The 17,325-nt window shown below is 53.4% G+C and carries 14 protein-coding genes and 1 tRNA gene; 12 read left to right on the forward strand and 3 right to left on the reverse strand.

Annotated features, from left to right (window positions below; all coding sequences use genetic code 11):
* Nucleotides 1–217 precede the first annotated feature (217 nt).
* The 12 genes from OGY71_RS04760 (at nucleotide 218) to mtr (ending at nucleotide 14,098) form a co-directional block, all read left to right on the forward strand.
* Nucleotides 218–294 (forward strand) — tRNA-Met (locus OGY71_RS04760).
* 207 nt (nucleotides 295–501) lie between these two features.
* Complete coding sequence (gene rimP / locus OGY71_RS04765; protein ID WP_003024996.1) at nucleotides 502–954, forward strand: ribosome maturation factor RimP; 453 nt, start codon at nucleotides 502–504, stop codon at nucleotides 952–954.
* Nucleotides 955–982: 28 nt separating this feature from the next.
* Nucleotides 983–2,470 (forward strand): transcription termination factor NusA, encoded by a 1,488-nt coding sequence (nusA, locus tag OGY71_RS04770; RefSeq protein ID WP_003024992.1) that lies wholly within the window; start codon nucleotides 983–985, stop codon nucleotides 2,468–2,470.
* Nucleotides 2,471–2,494: 24 nt separating this feature from the next.
* The gene (gene infB / locus OGY71_RS04775) at nucleotides 2,495–5,185 is read left to right on the forward strand and encodes a translation initiation factor IF-2 (RefSeq protein ID WP_003828710.1); all 2,691 of its coding nucleotides are present in this window, start codon (nucleotides 2,495–2,497) and stop codon (nucleotides 5,183–5,185) included.
* A 149-nt stretch (nucleotides 5,186–5,334) separates the two neighbouring features.
* A complete protein-coding gene (rbfA, locus tag OGY71_RS04780; RefSeq protein ID WP_003024988.1) occupies nucleotides 5,335–5,739 on the forward strand; it encodes a 30S ribosome-binding factor RbfA in 405 nt (134 codons plus the stop codon).
* Entirely contained in the window at nucleotides 5,739–6,683 is a 945-nt protein-coding gene (gene truB / locus OGY71_RS04785) for a tRNA pseudouridine(55) synthase TruB (RefSeq protein ID WP_003828704.1), read from the forward strand. Before rbfA ends, truB begins: the two co-directional genes overlap by 1 nt.
* A gap of 273 nt (nucleotides 6,684–6,956) precedes the next feature.
* On the forward strand, nucleotides 6,957–7,226 hold the full coding sequence (rpsO, locus tag OGY71_RS04790; RefSeq protein ID WP_000059465.1) for a 30S ribosomal protein S15: 270 nt from the start codon (nucleotides 6,957–6,959) through the stop codon (nucleotides 7,224–7,226).
* A gap of 246 nt (nucleotides 7,227–7,472) precedes the next feature.
* Nucleotides 7,473–9,605 carry a polyribonucleotide nucleotidyltransferase gene (pnp, locus tag OGY71_RS04795; RefSeq protein ID WP_008785911.1) on the forward strand — a complete coding sequence of 711 codons (2,133 nt, stop codon included), beginning with the start codon at nucleotides 7,473–7,475 and terminating at the stop codon, nucleotides 9,603–9,605.
* A gap of 109 nt (nucleotides 9,606–9,714) precedes the next feature.
* The gene (nlpI, locus tag OGY71_RS04800) at nucleotides 9,715–10,599 is read left to right on the forward strand and encodes a lipoprotein NlpI (RefSeq protein WP_003024982.1); all 885 of its coding nucleotides are present in this window, start codon (nucleotides 9,715–9,717) and stop codon (nucleotides 10,597–10,599) included.
* 106 nt (nucleotides 10,600–10,705) lie between these two features.
* On the forward strand, nucleotides 10,706–10,786 hold the full coding sequence (yrbN, locus tag OGY71_RS04805; RefSeq protein WP_010723222.1) for a protein YrbN: 81 nt from the start codon (nucleotides 10,706–10,708) through the stop codon (nucleotides 10,784–10,786).
* The gene (locus tag OGY71_RS04810; protein ID WP_003828643.1) at nucleotides 10,779–12,707 is read left to right on the forward strand and encodes a DEAD/DEAH family ATP-dependent RNA helicase; all 1,929 of its coding nucleotides are present in this window, start codon (nucleotides 10,779–10,781) and stop codon (nucleotides 12,705–12,707) included. Before yrbN ends, OGY71_RS04810 begins: the two co-directional genes overlap by 8 nt.
* A 146-nt stretch (nucleotides 12,708–12,853) precedes the next feature.
* The gene (mtr, locus tag OGY71_RS04815) at nucleotides 12,854–14,098 is read left to right on the forward strand and encodes a tryptophan permease (protein WP_003828642.1); all 1,245 of its coding nucleotides are present in this window, start codon (nucleotides 12,854–12,856) and stop codon (nucleotides 14,096–14,098) included.
* 87 nt (nucleotides 14,099–14,185) lie between these two features.
* On the opposite strand, the gene OGY71_RS04820 is transcribed toward mtr, so the two are convergent.
* From OGY71_RS04820 to ubiU, 3 genes are all read right to left on the reverse strand, one after another.
* Nucleotides 14,186–15,193 (reverse strand): luciferase-like monooxygenase, encoded by a 1,008-nt coding sequence (locus tag OGY71_RS04820; RefSeq protein WP_063941606.1) that lies wholly within the window; start codon nucleotides 15,191–15,193, stop codon nucleotides 14,186–14,188.
* A gap of 178 nt (nucleotides 15,194–15,371) precedes the next feature.
* Nucleotides 15,372–16,250, reverse strand: coding sequence for a U32 family peptidase (locus tag OGY71_RS04825; RefSeq protein ID WP_412098584.1), 879 nt, complete (start codon nucleotides 16,248–16,250; stop codon nucleotides 15,372–15,374).
* Nucleotides 16,251–16,258: 8 nt separating this feature from the next.
* Entirely contained in the window at nucleotides 16,259–17,254 is a 996-nt protein-coding gene (gene ubiU / locus OGY71_RS04830) for a ubiquinone anaerobic biosynthesis protein UbiU (RefSeq protein WP_003024971.1), read from the reverse strand.
* Between the last annotated feature and the right edge of the window lie 71 nt (nucleotides 17,255–17,325).

A 17,325-nucleotide genomic window follows, 5' to 3' on the forward strand; every position in this document is an offset into this window, starting at 1 on the left:
TTAGTGATAATTTCGTTAAATAACGGCGTGGGCGGCATATTTATCTTGCTGGGCTAGCGCTGGGCAGCATTCATTGATTTGCATAGTCGTAACAAGGTTGACATAACGCATAGTGAATCAATATACTGTGCGCAGATTTTACGTCCCGTCTCGGTACCAAATCCCAGCAGTATTTGCATTTTTTACCCAAAACGAGTAAAATTTGCCACGTTTCAGGCGCGGGGTGGAGCAGCCTGGTAGCTCGTCGGGCTCATAACCCGAAGGTCGTCGGTTCAAATCCGGCCCCCGCAACCACTTTCCCTTAGAGTTCTTTTTCAAATATACTGTGAAGACTTAGGCCTTCGTAGCTGGATTTGAAAAAAATTCTTTCGGAAGGTTCTCCGAACCGCAGGTGCGGTTATAGGGTTCAGTTATCTAAAGCCCCGATTTATCGGGGTTTTTTGTTATCTGACTACAGAATAACTGGGCTTTAGGCCCTTTTTTTATGTCTTGGGGGTGGGCTTGTCCACATTAGAGCAAAAATTAACAGAGATGATTACAGCGCCAGTTGAAGCCCTGGGCTACGAACTGGTCGGCATCGAATTTATTCGTGGTCGCACATCCACACTGCGCATCTATATTGATAGTGAAGATGGCATCAATGTTGATGATTGTGCTGATGTGAGCCATCAGGTAAGCGCCGTGATGGATGTCGAAGACCCAATCACCGTTGCCTATAACCTTGAAGTCTCCTCTCCGGGTCTCGACCGTCCTCTGTTCACAGCTGAACACTACGTGCGTTTCCTGGGTGAAGAAGTCACGCTGGTTCTTCGTATGGCGGTACAAAACCGTCGTAAATGGCAGGGCGTTATCAAAGCGGTGGACGGTGAGATGATCACGGTCACAGTCGAAGGCAAAGATGAAGTGTTCGCGCTGAGTAATATCCAGAAGGCGAACCTGGTTCCCCACTTTTAACAGTCTGGATTGAGGTGAAAAGCCCGCGATGAACAAAGAAATTTTGGCTGTTGTTGAAGCCGTATCCAACGAAAAAGCGCTGCCACGCGAGAAAATTTTTGAAGCGCTGGAAAGTGCGCTGGCTACAGCAACAAAGAAAAAATATGAGCAAGAGATCGACGTTCGCGTAGAAATCGATCGTAAAAGCGGTGATTTCGATACCTTCCGTCGTTGGGTAATCGTAGAAGAAGTTACTCAGCCGACCAAAGAAATTACGTTGGAAGCGGCACGCTTCGAAGACGAAAGTCTGAACGTGGGCGAATATGTTGAAGATCAGATTGAATCTGTCACCTTTGACCGTATCACTACCCAGACCGCGAAGCAGGTTATCGTACAGAAAGTACGTGAAGCTGAACGCGCAATGGTTGTTGATCAGTTCCGCGAACACGAAGGCGAAATCGTCACCGGTGTGGTGAAGAAAGTAAACCGCGACAACATTTCTCTGGATCTGGGCAGTAATGCTGAAGCTGTGATCCTGCGTGAAGACATGCTGCCGCGTGAAAACTTCCGCCCTGGTGACCGTATTCGTGGCGTTCTGTACTCAGTTCGCCCGGAAGCGCGCGGTGCACAGCTGTTCGTAACCCGTTCCAAGCCGGAAATGCTGATTGAGCTGTTCCGCATTGAAGTGCCGGAAATCGGCGAAGAAGTTATCGAAATTAAAGCGGCTGCTCGCGATCCGGGATCGCGTGCGAAAATCGCCGTTAAGACCAACGACAAGCGTATTGATCCGGTCGGCGCCTGTGTTGGTATGCGCGGTGCGCGCGTTCAGGCAGTTTCTACCGAACTGGGCGGCGAGCGTATCGATATCGTCCTGTGGGATGATAACCCGGCGCAGTTCGTGATTAACGCAATGGCGCCAGCAGACGTCGCTTCTATCGTGGTGGATGAAGACAAACACACCATGGATATCGCGGTTGAAGCCGGTAACCTGGCTCAGGCGATTGGACGTAATGGTCAGAACGTCCGCCTGGCTTCACAACTGAGCGGTTGGGAACTCAACGTGATGACCGTTGATGACCTGCAAGCGAAGCATCAGGCTGAAGCACATGCAGCCATCGATACCTTCACCAAATATCTCGATATCGATGAAGATTTCGCGACCGTTCTGGTGGAAGAAGGTTTTGCGACGCTGGAAGAACTGGCCTACGTGCCAATGAAAGAACTGCTGGAAATTGACGGCCTGGATGAACAGACCGTTGAAGCGCTGCGCGAGCGTGCTAAAAACGCACTGACCACTCTGGCACTGGCCCAGGAAGAAAGCCTCGGTGATAACAAACCGGCTGACGATCTGCTGAATCTGGAAGGATTGGATCGTGAGATGGCCTTCAAACTGGCGGCCCGTGGTGTTTGTACGCTGGAAGATCTCGCTGAACAGGGCATTGATGATCTGGCTGATATCGAAGGGTTGACCGACGAAAAAGCCGGTGAGCTGATTATGGCTGCCCGTAATATTTGCTGGTTCGGCGACGAAGCGTAATAAACTGTAGCAGGAAGGAACAGTATGACAGATGTAACCGTAAAAACGCTGGCTGCAGAGATACAGACTTCCGTAGATCGCCTGGTACAGCAATTTGCTGATGCCGGTATTCCGAAGTCTGCTGACGACTCTGTGTCCGCACAAGAGAAACAAACCTTACTGGCGCATTTGAACCGTGAAAACGGCTCAGCGCCGGATAAGTTGACATTGCAGCGTAAAACGCGCAGTACTCTCAATATTCCAGGTACCGGTGGAAAAAGCAAATCGGTACAAATCGAAGTCCGCAAGACACGCACCTTTGTGAAACGCGATCCGCAAGAGGCTGAACGCCTTGCCGCGGAAGAGCAGGCGCAGCGTGAAGCGGAAGAGCAAGCCCGTCGTGAGGCAGAAGAAGCTGCCAAACGCGAGGCGCAACAAAAAGCCGAACGTGAGGCCGCAGAACAAGCTAAGCGTGAAGCCGCTGATAAAGCGAAACGTGAAGCTGCGGAAAAAGACAAAGTGAGCAATCAACAGACCGACGATATGACTAAAACCGCCCAGGCCGAAAAAGCCCGCCGTGAAAATGAAGCCGCAGAACTGAAGCGTAAAGCGGAAGAAGAAGCACGTCGCAAGCTTGAAGAAGAAGCGCGCCGCGTAGCGGAAGAAGCTCGCCGTATGGCGGAAGAAAACGAGAAAAATGGTGTGAATAACGCTGAACCTGTCGAAGACACCAGTGATTATCACGTCACCACCTCTCAGCATGCTCGCCAGGCTGAAGACGAGAACGATCGTGAAGTTGAAGGCGGTCGTGGTCGTACTCGCAGCACTAAAGCAGCGCGTCCGGCGAAAAAAGGTAACAAACACGCTGAATCTAAAGCTGACCGTGAAGAAGCACGTGCAGCGGTTCGCGGCGGTAAAGGCGGTAAGCAGCGTAAAGGTTCCGCTCTGCAGCAGGGCTTCCAGAAGCCAGCTCAGGCCGTTAACCGTGACGTTGTGATCGGCGAAACCATCACCGTTGGCGATCTGGCGAACAAGATGGCGGTCAAAGGCTCTCAGGTCATCAAAGCGATGATGAAACTGGGCGCAATGGCGACCATCAACCAGGTCATCGACCAGGAAACCGCACAGCTGGTTGCCGAAGAGATGGGCCACAAAGTTATCCTGCGTCGTGAAAACGAGCTGGAAGAAGCAGTAATGAGCGACCGTGACACCGGCGCTGCGGCTGAACCGCGCGCACCGGTAGTGACCATCATGGGTCACGTTGACCACGGTAAAACGTCTCTGCTGGACTACATTCGTTCAACGAAAGTGGCCTCTGGCGAAGCGGGCGGCATTACTCAGCACATCGGTGCGTACCACGTTGAAACTGACAACGGTATGATCACCTTCCTGGACACCCCGGGTCACGCCGCGTTTACCTCCATGCGTGCTCGTGGTGCTCAGGCAACGGATATCGTTGTTCTGGTTGTTGCAGCAGACGACGGCGTGATGCCGCAGACTATCGAAGCTATCCAGCACGCGAAAGCGGCAGGTGTGCCGGTAGTTGTTGCAGTCAACAAAATCGATAAACCGGAAGCGGATCCAGATCGCGTTAAAAACGAACTGTCCCAGTACGGCATCATGCCGGAAGAGTGGGGCGGCGAGAGCCAGTTCGTTCACGTTTCTGCGAAAGCGGGTACCGGTATCGACGAACTGCTGGATGCTATCCTGCTGCAGGCCGAAGTACTGGAACTGAAAGCTGTGCGTAAAGGTATGGCGAGCGGTGCGGTTATCGAATCCTTCCTGGATAAAGGTCGTGGCCCGGTTGCTACCGTCCTGGTTCGCGAAGGTACCCTGAACAAGGGCGATATCGTTCTGTGTGGTTTCGAATACGGCCGCGTTCGTGCGATGCGTAACGAACTGGGTCAGGAAGTACTGGAAGCAGGTCCGTCCATTCCGGTGGAAATCCTCGGTCTGTCCGGTGTTCCGGCTGCGGGTGACGAAGTTACTGTTGTTCGTGACGAGAAGAAAGCGCGTGAAGTTGCACTGTACCGTCAGGGCAAATTCCGTGAAGTTAAACTGGCTCGTCAGCAGAAATCTAAACTTGAGAACATGTTCGCCAACATGACCGAAGGCGAAGTTCACGAAGTGAACATCGTGCTGAAGGCTGACGTACAGGGTTCTGTAGAAGCGATTTCCGACTCTTTACTGAAACTGTCTACCGACGAAGTAAAAGTGAAGATCATCGGTTCTGGCGTAGGTGGTATCACCGAAACCGACGCGACCCTGGCTGCGGCATCCAACGCGATTCTGGTTGGCTTCAACGTACGTGCTGATGCCTCTGCACGTAAAGTTATCGAATCAGAAAGCCTGGATCTGCGTTACTACTCCGTCATCTATCATCTGATCGACGAAGTGAAAGCTGCGATGAGCGGCATGCTGTCTCCGGAGCTGAAACAGCAGATCATTGGTCTGGCTGAAGTTCGTGATGTGTTCAAATCACCGAAATTCGGCGCTATCGCAGGCTGTATGGTTACCGAAGGCACGATTAAACGTCACAACCCAATCCGCGTACTGCGTGACAACGTGGTTATCTATGAAGGCGAGCTGGAATCCCTGCGCCGCTTCAAAGATGACGTTAACGAAGTCCGTAACGGTATGGAATGTGGTATCGGCGTTAAGAACTACAACGACGTTCGCGTAGGCGATATGATCGAAGTGTTCGAGATCATCGAGATCAAACGTACAATTGCTTAAGGTTGTTCGGGTGTAGGCCGGATAAGGCGTTTACGCCGACATCCGGCAATGTAATGCCTGATGGCTCTAAGCTTATCAGGCCTACAGCCTAATCACCGAATTATTTTCAAAAGGGGCTGAATGCCCCTTTTTTGTCTGGAGAATTTATTATGGCGAAAGAATTTGGTCGCCCACAGCGTGTCGCGCAGGAGATGCAGAAAGAAATCGCACTCATCCTGCAACGCGAAATCAAAGACCCGCGTGTTGGCATGATGACCACCGTATCGGGTGTTGAGATGTCCCGTGATCTGGCATATGCCAAAGTATTCGTGACTTTCCTCAACGATCAGGACGAAGCTGCTGTGAAAAACGGCATTAAGGCACTGCAGGAAGCCTCTGGTTTTATCCGTTCTCTGCTGGGTAAAGCAATGCGTCTGCGCATCGTGCCTGAGCTGACCTTCTTCTACGACAACTCACTGGTCGAAGGGATGCGCATGTCCAACCTGGTGACCAGCGTGGTGAAACATGACGATGAGCGTCGTGTGAACCCAGCGGACGACAGCAAGGAGGACTGATGAGTCGTCCTCGTCGTCGTGGTCGCGATATTCACGGTGTCCTGCTGCTGGATAAGCCGCAGGGCATGTCCAGCAATGACGTGCTGCAAAAAGTAAAGCGCATCTACAATGCCAACCGCGCGGGACATACCGGCGCGTTGGATCCGCTGGCGACAGGTATGCTGCCTATCTGCCTCGGTGAAGCGACAAAGTTTTCACAGTATTTGCTGGATTCTGACAAACGCTATCGCGTGGTTGCCCGTCTGGGCCAGCGTACTGACACTTCCGATGCCGATGGGCAGATCGTGCAGGAGCGTCCGGTAACCTTCACCGCAGAACAACTGGCGAGCGCGCTGGAGACTTTCCGCGGCGATATCGAGCAGATTCCGTCGATGTATTCGGCGCTGAAGTATCAGGGTAAGAAGCTGTACGAATATGCGCGTCAGGGCATTGAAGTGCCGCGTGAAGCGCGCCCGATTACCGTCTATGAGCTGCTGTTTATCCGTCACGAGGGTAACGAACTGGAGCTGGAAGTTCACTGCTCCAAAGGCACCTATATTCGCACCATCGTTGACGATCTCGGTGAGAAGCTGGGCTGCGGCGCGCATGTAACGTATCTGCGTCGTCTGACGGTCAGCAAATATCCGGTGGATCGTATGGTCACGCTGGAACACCTGCGTGAGCTGGTCGAACAGGCAGAACAGCAGAACATTCCGGCGGCTCAGCTGCTTGATCCTTTGCTGATGCCAATGGACAGTCCGGCATCGGACTATCCTGTTGTTAATTTGCCTTTAACATCGTCGGTTTACTTTAAAAATGGTAATCCGGTACGGACGACAGGCGCCCCGCTGGAAGGGCTGGTACGCGTGACGGAAGGCGATGACGGCAAGTTTATTGGCATGGGGGAGATGGACGATGAAGGTCGTGTCGCCCCCCGCCGCTTGGTGGTTGAGTATCCTGCATAGCGCTCTCTGTCTTGCGATAAAAGGGCGCTGCGAGTAGAATACTGCCGCTTAACGTCGCGTAAATTGTTTAACAATCTGCGTGGCGTATACACAAAATCATTCGAGCTGCATCAAGGCGGCAAGTCTGAGAATCCTCAGGAGCTTACTTAGGTAAGTGACTGAGGTGAGCGGACGCAGCCAACGCAGAGTCAGTTTGAAGGATAAAGTGTATACACTGGGATAGCTGAATTAGAGATCGGCATCCTTTCATTCTTATCACTTTGGAGTTTTAAAATGTCTCTAAGTACTGAAGCTACCGCTAAAATCGTTTCTGAGTTTGGTCGTGATGCAAACGACACCGGTTCTACCGATGTTCAGGTTGCTCTGTTGACTGCACAGATTAACCACCTGCAGGGCCACTTTGCAGAGCACAAAAAAGATCACCACAGCCGTCGTGGTCTGCTGCGCATGGTTTCTCAGCGTCGTAAACTGCTCGACTACCTGAAACGTAAAGATGTTGCACGTTACACCGCGCTGATCGAGCGTCTGGGCCTGCGTCGCTAATTCTTTCGAGTTTCAGAAAGAGGGGGCCTTCATGGCCCCTTTTTTCCAGCAGATGGCAGCAATTCGCTGGAAACTAATGTATTGTTGCTATGAATGATCTTCCGTTGCAGAGGTTCGCGCGGCTAATGAGAGGCTTTACTCATGCTTATGGGTTAGGGTTGTCATTAGTCGCGAGGATGCGCAGAAGATCGGGTATTAACGATGGCGCAAAAATGTGCCGTCAAAAAATAGAGAAAGGATATTATTTTGCTTAATCCGATCGTTCGTAAATTCCAGTACGGTCAGCATACCGTTACGCTGGAAACCGGCATGATGGCGCGTCAGGCGACTGCCGCTGTTATGGTTAGCATGGATGACACCGCGGTATTCGTTACCGTTGTTGGTCAGAAAAAAGCGAAACCAGGCCAGGACTTTTTCCCGCTGACCGTTAACTATCAGGAGCGTACCTACGCTGCTGGACGTATCCCGGGTAGCTTCTTCCGTCGTGAAGGCCGTCCGAGCGAAGGCGAAACCCTGATCGCGCGTCTGATTGACCGCCCGGTTCGCCCGCTGTTCCCGGAAGGCTTCGTTAACGAAGTTCAGGTTATCGCGACCGTTGTTTCCGTTAACCCGCAGGTTAACCCGGACATCGTGGCAATGATTGGTGCATCTGCTGCGCTGACGCTGTCTGGTATCCCATTCAACGGCCCGATCGGTGCTGCACGTGTTGGTTACATCAATGACCAGTACGTACTGAACCCGACTCAGGACGAACTGAAAGAAAGCAAGCTGGACCTGGTTGTTGCAGGTACTGAAGCAGCCGTACTGATGGTTGAATCCGAAGCTGAACTGCTGAGCGAAGATCAGATGCTGGGCGCTGTTGTGTTCGGTCACGAACAGCAGCAGGTTGTGATTCAGGCGATCAACGAGCTGGCGAAAGAAGCTGGCAAACCGCGTTGGGACTGGCAGCCAGAAGCCGTCAACGAAGCGCTGAACGCGCGCGTTGCCGCACTGGCAGAAGCTCGTCTGAGCGATGCTTACCGTATCACTGACAAACAAGAGCGTTATGCTCAGGTTGACGTGATCAAATCTGAAACCATCGCGACTCTGGTGGCTGAAGACGAAACCCTGGACGCTAACGAACTGGGTGAAATCCTGCACGCTATCGAGAAAAACGTTGTTCGTAGCCGCGTACTGGCAGGCGAGCCGCGCATCGATGGCCGTGAAAAAGACATGATCCGTGGCCTGGACGTGCGTACTGGCGTTCTGCCGCGTACCCACGGTTCCGCACTGTTCACCCGTGGCGAAACTCAGGCGCTGGTTACTGCGACCCTGGGCACCACGCGTGATGCGCAGAACCTCGACGAACTGATGGGCGAGCGTACTGACAACTTCCTGTTCCACTACAACTTCCCTCCGTACTGCGTAGGTGAAACCGGTATGGTCGGTTCTCCGAAGCGTCGTGAGATTGGTCACGGCCGTCTGGCGAAGCGTGGCGTACTGGCAGTAATGCCGGAACTGGATAAATTCCCGTACACCGTGCGTGTGGTTTCTGAAATCACCGAATCTAACGGTTCTTCTTCCATGGCTTCCGTATGTGGTGCTTCCCTGGCGCTGATGGACGCAGGTGTGCCGATCAAAGCCGCCGTTGCGGGTATCGCGATGGGTCTGGTGAAAGAAGGCGACAACTTTGTTGTTCTGTCTGACATCCTGGGCGACGAAGACCACCTGGGCGATATGGACTTCAAAGTGGCGGGTTCCCGCGACGGTATCTCTGCACTGCAGATGGATATCAAAATTGAAGGTATCACCAAAGAAATCATGCAGGTTGCTCTGAACCAGGCTAAAGGTGCGCGTCTGCACATCCTGGGTGTGATGGAACAAGCGATCAACGCTCCGCGCGGCGACATTTCTCAGTTCGCTCCGCGTATCCACACCATCAAGATCAGCCCGGACAAGATCAAAGATGTTATCGGTAAAGGCGGTTCTGTTATCCGTGCTCTGACCGAAGAAACCGGCACCACCATTGAAATCGAAGATGATGGTACCGTGAAGATTGCTGCGACCGACGGTGAGAAAGCGAAATATGCTATCCGTCGTATCGAAGAGATCACCGCAGAGATCGAAGTTGGCCGTATCTACAATGGTAAAGTGACCCGTATCGTTGACTTTGGCGCATTCGTTGCCATCGGTGGCGGTAAAGAAGGTCTGGTACACATCTCTCAGATCGCTGACAAGCGCGTAGAGAAAGTGACCGACTACCTGCAGATGGGCCAGGAAGTACCGGTCAAAGTTCTGGAAGTTGATCGCCAGGGCCGTGTACGTCTGAGCATTAAAGAAGCAACTGAGCAGTCTCAGCCTGCAGGCGAACCGGAAGCTCCGGCAAGCCAGGGCGAGTAAGGTTGCCATTGCCCTCCGTGAAAGCGGAGGGCCTTTAACCCGGCAGGATGCCTTGTTAGCAACCGGGGAACCTGGACGTTCATTCAATCGTTGTCTTCGGGAGTGGGAAATGAAGCCTTTTTTGCGCTGGTGTTTCGTTGCGACAGCACTCACGCTGGCTGGATGCAGTAATTCCGCCTGGCGAAAGAGTGAAGTCCTCGCAGTACCATTGCAACCGACTTTGCAGCAGGAAGTGATTCTGGCACGTATGGAACAAATTCTTGCCAGTCGGGCTTTAACCGATGACGAACGCGCACAGCTTTTATATGAGCGCGGAGTGTTGTATGATAGTCTCGGTCTGAGGGCACTGGCGCGAAATGATTTTTCACAAGCGCTGGCAATCCGACCAGATATGCCTGAAGTATTCAATTACTTAGGTATATATTTAACGCAGGCAGGCAATTTTGATGCTGCCTATGAAGCGTTTGATTCTGTACTTGAGCTTGATCCAACTTACAACTACGCGCACTTAAATCGCGGTATCGCATTGTATTACGGCGGTCGCGACAAGTTAGCGCAAGATGATCTGCTAGCGTTTTATCAAGACGATCCCAATGATCCTTTCCGTAGTCTGTGGCTTTATCTTGCCGAGCAGAAGCTCGATGAGAAGCAGGCTAAAGAAGCGTTGAAGCAACGCTTTGAGAAATCGGATAAAGAGCAATGGGGATGGAACATTGTCGAGTTCTACCTGGGCAACATTAGCGAAGCAACGCTGATGGAACGCCTGAAGGCGGACGCAACGGATAACACCTCGCTCGCTGAGCATCTCAGTGAAACCAACTTCTATTTAGGTAAGTACTACCTAAGTCTGGGGGATTTGGACAACGCTACGGCATTGTTCAAACTGGCGGTGGCTAACAACGTTCATAACTTTGTTGAGCACCGATACGCATTGTTGGAATTATCGCTCCTGGGCCAGGACCAAGATGACCTGGCAGAATCGGACCAGCAATAGCTGACGTACACATCAGCCCGTAATCTTTTTTGATTGCCATCACCTTCACGGGTGAGGGCGTTGTTGTTCGTTAATACACCTACTTTGAGCCGGTTCACACTTTTCAATGAAAATTGCAGATCAATTTCATGATGAGTTATGTAGACTGGCCGCCATTAATTTTGAGGCACACGTACTACATGGCTGAATTCGAAACCACTTTTGCAGATCTGGGCCTGAAGGCTCCTATCCTTGAAGCCCTTAACGATCTGGGTTACGAAAAACCATCTCCAATCCAGGCAGAGTGCATTCCGCATCTGCTGGGCGGCCGCGATGTTCTGGGTATGGCCCAGACAGGTAGCGGCAAAACTGCAGCGTTCTCTTTACCGCTGCTCAACAATCTTGATCCTGAGCTGAAGGCACCTCAGATTCTGGTGCTGGCACCGACCCGCGAACTGGCGGTTCAGGTTGCAGAAGCCATGACGGATTTCTCTAAACACATGCGCGGCGTGAACGTGGTTGCCCTGTACGGCGGCCAGCGTTATGACGTGCAATTACGTGCCCTGCGTCAGGGGCCACAGATCGTCGTCGGTACGCCGGGTCGTCTGCTGGATCACCTGAAGCGCGGTACTCTGGACCTCTCCAAACTGAGCGGTCTGGTACTGGACGAAGCTGACGAAATGCTGCGTATGGGCTTCATCGAAGACGTTGAAACCATCATGGCGCAGATCCCGGAAGGTCATCAGACCGCTCTGTTCTCTGCAACCATGCCGGAAGCGATTCGTCGTATTACCCGCCGCTTTATGAAAGAGCCGCAGGAAGTACGCATTCAGTCCAGCGTCACTACCCGTCCTGACATCAGCCAGAGCTACTGGACTGTGTGGGGCATGCGTAAAAATGAAGCGCTGGTGCGTTTCCTGGAAGCAGAAGACTTTGATGCGGCGATTATCTTCGTTCGTACCAAAAATGCGACCCTGGAAGTAGCAGAAGCGCTGGAGCGTAGCGGTTATAGCAGCGCTGCACTGAACGGCGACATGAACCAGTCCCTGCGTGAGCAGACTCTGGAGCGTCTGAAAGATGGTCGTCTGGATATTCTGATTGCCACCGACGTTGCGGCCCGTGGCCTGGACGTTGAGCGTATCAGCCTGGTTGTCAACTACGACATCCCGATGGATTCCGAGTCTTACGTTCACCGTATCGGTCGTACCGGTCGTGCGGGTCGTGCGGGTCGTGCGCTGCTGTTCGTTGAGAACCGCGAGCGTCGTCTGCTGCGTAACATCGAACGCACCATGAAGCTGACTATTCCGGAAGTAGAACTGCCGAACGCAGATCTGCTGGGCAAACGCCGTCTGGAAAAATTCGCCGCTAAAGTACAGCAGCAGCTGGAAAGTAGCGATCTGGATCAGTACCGTGCTCTGCTGGCGAAAATGCAGCCGGAAGAAGAGCTGGATATCGAAACGCTGGCAGCTGCACTGCTGAAAATGGCTCAGGGCGAACGTCCTCTGATCCTGCCGCCAGATGCGCCGATGCGTCCGAAACGCGAATTCCGCGACCGTGATGACCGTGGTCCGCGTGACCGCAACGATCGTGGCCCTCGTGACCGTAATGACCGTGGTGGTGAAGACCGTCCGCGTCGTGAACGTCGTGACGTTGGTGACATGCAGCTGTACCGCATTGAAGTGGGCCGTGATGACGGTGTTGAAGTTCGTCATATCGTTGGTGCGATTGCTAACGAAGGTGATATCAGCAGCCGTTACATCGGTAACATCAAGCTGTTTGCTTCCCACTCCACCATCGAACTGCCGAAAGGTATGCCGGGCGACGTGCTGCAGCACTTTACCCGTACTCGCATCCTGAACAAGCCGATGAACATGCAGCTGGTTGGCGATGCAGTTCCGCACACCGGTGGTGAGCGTCGTGGCGGTGGTCGTTTCAGCGGTGAGCGTCGTGAAGGCGGTCGCGGTGAAGGTCGTAACTTTAGCGGTGAACGTCGTGAAGGCGGTCGTGGCGATGGTCGTCGTTTCAGCGGCGAACGTCGTGAAGGCAACCGTGGTCCGCGTCGTGACGATTCTTCTGCTCCGCGCCGTGATGACTCTGCTGGTCGTCGTCGTTTCGGCGGTGATGCATAAGCCTTTTAGCTTTATAGCTGTAAAGTAAAATATACGGCCCCGATCTCAACAATCGGGGCTTTTTTTATTTCAATTGTACTCGTGTACTGGTACAGTGCAGCACATTGAGATGTAGTCACAAGATAAATGACTGGAGAGATGGCTAAATGGCAACACTAACCACCACCCAAACGTCACCTTCGCTGCTCGGCGGCGTGGTGATCATCGGCGGCACCATTATTGGCGCGGGGATGTTTTCTCTGCCAGTGGTCATGTCCGGGGCGTGGTTCTTCTGGTCAATGGCGGCGCTGATCTTTACCTGGTTCTGCATGCTGCACTCCGGACTGATGATCCTTGAAGCTAACCTCAATTACCGCATTGGCTCCAGTTTTGACACCATCACGAAAGATCTGCTGGGCAAAGGCTGGAACGTGGTGAACGGCATCTCGATTGCTTTCGTTCTCTATATTCTGACCTACGCGTATATCTCGGCGAGTGGATCAATCCTGCACCACACCTTCTCGGAGATGTCGTTGAACGTTCCTGCACGTGCGGCAGGTCTTGGTTTTGCGCTGCTGGTGGCGTTTGTGGTGTGGTTAAGCACCAAAGCGGTGAGCCGCATGACGGCGATTGTGCTGGGTGCGAAGGTAATTACCTTTTTCCTGACTTTCGGCAGTTTATTAGGGCACGTTCAGCCCACAACGTTGTTTAACGTGGCGGAAAGCAACGCTTCGTATACGCCGTACCTGCTGATGACGCTGCCGTTCTGTCTGGCCTCATTCGGCTATCACGGCAATGTCCCGAGCCTGATGAAGTACTACGGCAAAGATCCGAAGACCATCGTTAAGTGTCTGGTTTACGGCACGCTGCTGGCGCTGGTGCTGTATACCGTGTGGTTACTGGGGACGATGGGTAATATCCCGCGTCCGGAATTTATTGGTATTGCACAGCAAGGCGGTAACATTGATGTGCTGGTACAGGCGCTGAGCGGTGTGTTAAATAGCCGCAGTCTGGATCTGCTGCTGGTGGTGTTCTCCAACTTTGCGGTGGCGAGTTCATTCCTCGGTGTTACGCTCGGTCTGTTTGACTATCTGGCGGATCTGTTTGGCTTTGATGACTCGGCAATGGGACGTTTCAAAACGGCATTGCTGACGTTTGTCCCGCCAATTATCGGTGGCTTGCTATGGCCGAACGGTTTCCTGTACGCCATTGGCTATGCAGGACTCGCGGCAACCATCTGGGCCGCCATTGTTCCGGCGCTGCTGGCCCGTAAATCTCGCGAGCGTTTCGGTAGCCCGAAATTCCGTGTCTGGGGCGGTAAGCCGATGATTGCGCTGATCCTGGTATTCGGTATCGGCAACGCGGTTATCCATATTCTGTCGAGCGTTAATTTGTTACCGGTTTATCAGTAAAACCGTTGCCCGGTGGTGCTACGCTTACCGGGCCTACATCACCGTGTAGGCCGGATAAGGCGTAGCCGCCATCCGGCACAAATAGTACTATCCCAATAATTCCTGCTTCACATCCATCGCCAAATCAAACGAATGTAGACGTGCCTGATGATCAAAAATCTGGCCGTTAACCATAATTTCATCAGCCTGGGTTTCACGCAAAATGGCGTCGAGACCATGCCGCACTTTTACCTTATCACCGACCAGCGACATGCTCAGCGCCTGTTGTACGCCGTACTGCTCAGAAGCGGACCACAGCTGATGCATATTCTCTACCGGCGGCGGTAGCTGGCCGGTTTCGCCACGACGCAGCTTCACAAATGCCTGCTGCATGGAGGTGAAAAGAAACTCGGCGTCGCGATTGCTGTCGGCGGCAATAATGTTGATGCACACCATCGCATACGGTTTTGCCAGCCGCGCTGAGGGCTTGAATTGGCTGCGATACAGATGCAGTGCCTGGTGCAGCATATCCGGAGCAAAGTGCGAGGCGAAGGCAAACGGCAGACCAAGCTGGGCCGCCAGTTGTGCGCTGTACAGGCTGGAGCCTAATAACCAGACGGGGATCTGCTCGCCGTAGCCGGGAACCGGACGTACATGGGGGTTAGGATCGCGGGCGTCGAACCAGTCCACCAGTTCAGCGACGTCGCGTGGGAAGTTATCGATATCACCGCTCATATGGCGGCGCAGTGCGCGCATGGTTGGCTGATCGCTGCCCGGTGCGCGACCAAGCCCGAGATCGATTCGTCCCGGATACAGCGTATTCAGGGTACCGAACTGCTCGGCGATCACCAGCGGCGAATGGTTAGGCAGCATCACGCCGCCAGACCCGAGATGCAGCGTGGTGGTATTAGCAGCCAGATAACCAATCAGCACTGAGGTAGCAGCGCTGGCGATGCCGGTCATGTTGTGATGTTCCGCCAGCCAATAGCGGTGATAACCGCGTTTTTCGGCCAGTTGAGCGAGATCAAGCGAGTGTGTGAAGGCCTCTTTTGCCGAGGATCCTTCAGGGATCGGCGCCAGATCCAGCACCGAGAACGGAATAGTTTTGTCAGTCATAACGGCTCACTTTGTTACCGGTTAATCTTTTAATACTGCATTAAAGATTAGCGAATGTTGTTAACAAAGTGAGCTTTATACGGCGGGTACCGAATATAACATGCCCGATGGCGCTGCGCTTATCGGACCTACGGGATCGCTATTTGTAGGCCCGATAAGGTATTTATGCCGTATCCGGCTAGTCCTGCAGCTCCAGTCCAGCCAGTCGCTTCCAGTAGCCGTTACAGTCACTGTGGGCAGCAAGCGGTAATGGGGCACTGCCATTTTCATTGGCGCGGAAGGCGTCGAGCATGGCGAATGTTTCAGTGCCTGAAGGGGACAGACGCACAATATCAACCAGCCCCTGCATCGATGTCAGTTCGTTGCCGAGGTTGTAAACATAGCCGCTCATGGTCTGGATCCCGTTGAGGACAAAGACCTGCTGATTCTCCTGCGACAGCACATTACGCCCGTTCGGGTATTTTATGCAGCAGGTTTCACACTCGTCTTTTGGACGGTCTTCAGAGCGTGCGGTAAAGCAGCGGGCAGAGTACGCCAGCGGCAGATGCCCGTAGCTCAGCACCTCAACTTCAAACTGATTGCGAATACCCAGCTCATCACACTGGTTGAGCAGGTTTGCCAGCCAGTCGCGGGAAAGCTCTACCGGCATACACCAGCGCACCATGCCTTGTTTGAGCAGCATACGCAGGGTAACCGCGTTGTAGCAGTTGAGCGCATGCCCGGCGACAAACGGCAGCTTACGCTCGGCGCACATGTTTACCACCCCGAGATCGCTGGCTTCCAGCAGGAAGTCACCGTTTTCGACATAGCGCTTCAGCTCTCCCAGTTCAGAAGAGGCCTGCACCAGCGCCAGTGTTGACAGCACAACTTGTTTACCGCTGCCAGCGAGCGATTTCGCCATATCGAGCCAGTCGCCCACTTTGGTGGCGCGGCGTTTACTGCATACCGCTTCACCAAGATAGATAACGTCGGCCTGGCTTACGGCAGCCTGCTGATAAAAATCTTCCAGCGTTTCTTTCGGCCAGTACCACAGCACCGGCCCTAAGGAATATTTCATTGCTTCTCTCACTGCCATTTACGGTGATACGCGCCAAGCGTGGTCTGTGTGCCTTCGGACATTGAACCGAGCGTTTCCATCCACGCGGCCTGCGGGACGTAGTTTTGCGGGTCGGCCATACAGCGGTCGATCGCCTGACGCCACACTTTCGCCACCTGACTGACATAGGCCGGGCTGCGCTGACGTCCTTCGATTTTCACCGAGGCAATATTGGCTGCCAGCAGTTCCGGCAGCAGCTCCAGCGTGTTCAGGCTGGTGGGTTCTTCCAGCGCATGATAACGCTCGCCGTCAACCAGATAGCGACCTTTACATAGCGTCGGATAACCGGCGTTTTCTCCGTCCTGGTAGCGGTCGATCAGCACTTCATTAAGACGGGATTCCAGCCCTTGTTGGGTCTGTTGCCAGCGGACAAAACGGGCAGGCGAGCAGGCACCAACCGTGTTAGGAGACTCACCCGTCAGATAGGACGAAAGATAGCAACGGCCTTCCGCCATAATGCACAGGCTACCGAAGGCGAACACTTCCAGGGGAACTGGCGTGACGCGAGCGAGCTGCTTCACCTGATGAATAGACAGCACGCGCGGCAGCACCACGCGGGCGACGTCAAAGTTGCGATGATAGAAATTAATTGCCTCTTCATTGGTTGCAGATGCCTGAACAGAGACATGGCGCTCAATATGCGGGTAGCGCTCTGCGGCATACTCAAGCATGGCGAGGTCGGCAAGGATCAGCGCATCTGCACCGAGTTGTGCTGCCATATCCACGGCACGTTGCCAGCGCGCGTAACCATCCGGGTGCGCAAAGGTGTTAATCGCAATGTGCAGCTTACGGCGGTGCTGATGGACAAAACTCACCGCTTCCTGCAATTTTTTCTCGGTAAAATTAAGGCCGGCGAAATGACGGGCGTTGGTATCATCTTTCAGCCCGATGTAGACAGCATCAGCGCCGTTCTCGATGGCCGCCTTAAGCGCCGGTAGGTTTCCGGCAGGGCAGAGCAGCTCCATAATTTATCCTGAACGTTGCGCCGTGATGGGCGCAGAAATGTTAACGAATGGGGATTTTAGTTAACCTTGCT

The organism is Citrobacter sp. Cpo109, from assembly GCF_030332565.1.
GTDB classification, from domain to species: Bacteria; Pseudomonadota; Gammaproteobacteria; order Enterobacterales; family Enterobacteriaceae; genus Citrobacter; species Citrobacter portucalensis.